Source organism: Aerococcus sp. HMSC062A02 (assembly GCF_001809535.1).
In the GTDB taxonomy this organism is placed as follows: Bacteria; Bacillota; Bacilli; order Lactobacillales; family Aerococcaceae; genus Aerococcus.
Map to the genome: position 1 here is coordinate 1 of NZ_KV797941.1, position 487 is coordinate 487.

General features: G+C 53.0%; 5 tRNA genes. All 5 read right to left on the reverse strand.

The features are described from left to right. Positions 1-2: 2 nt before the first annotated feature. The 5 genes from HMPREF2626_RS08140 to HMPREF2626_RS08160 all read right to left on the reverse strand — a co-directional run bounded on the left by HMPREF2626_RS08140 (position 3) and on the right by HMPREF2626_RS08160 (position 439). Positions 3-75, reverse strand: a tRNA-Asp gene (locus HMPREF2626_RS08140). Between the two features lie 12 nt (positions 76-87). Next, positions 88-160: transfer RNA gene (locus HMPREF2626_RS08145), tRNA-Met, on the reverse strand. Between the two features lie 11 nt (positions 161-171). Then, a tRNA-Ser gene (locus HMPREF2626_RS08150) sits at positions 172-261 on the reverse strand. Positions 262-276: 15 nt separating this feature from the next. Beyond that, positions 277-350: transfer RNA gene (locus HMPREF2626_RS08155), tRNA-Ile, on the reverse strand. A gap of 15 nt (positions 351-365) precedes the next feature. Next, positions 366-439 (reverse strand) — tRNA-Met (locus HMPREF2626_RS08160). Positions 440-487: the final 48 nt, after the last annotated feature.

The window sequence follows — 487 nt, forward strand, 5'->3', positions numbered from 1 at the left end:
TACGGTCCCGACGGGAATTGAACCCGCGATCTCCTGCGTGACAGGCAGGCGTGATAACCCCTACACCACGGGACCATTAAATTTAAATTGCGGAGGCAGGACTCGAACCTGCGACCTCCGGGTTATGAGCCCGACGAGCTGCCAACTGCTCTACTCCGCGATATTAATAAAAGGAGGATAAGGGATTCGAACCCTTGCGTGGTTTGACCCACCTGACGGTTTTCAAGACCGTTCCCTTCAGCCGGACTTGGGTAATCCTCCATAGTTTTAAAGGTATGGACCTTGTAGGACTCGAACCTACGACCCGACGGTTATGAGCCGTCTGCTCTCACCAACTGAGCTAAAGGTCCAAGTCGTTTAAATAATAGCGGCGAAGGGGATCGAACCCATGACCTCCCGGGTATGAACCGGACGCTCTAGCCAGCTGAGCTACGCCGCCAATATAAAATTTCAATGGAGAATAGCGGGATCGAACCGCTGACCTCCT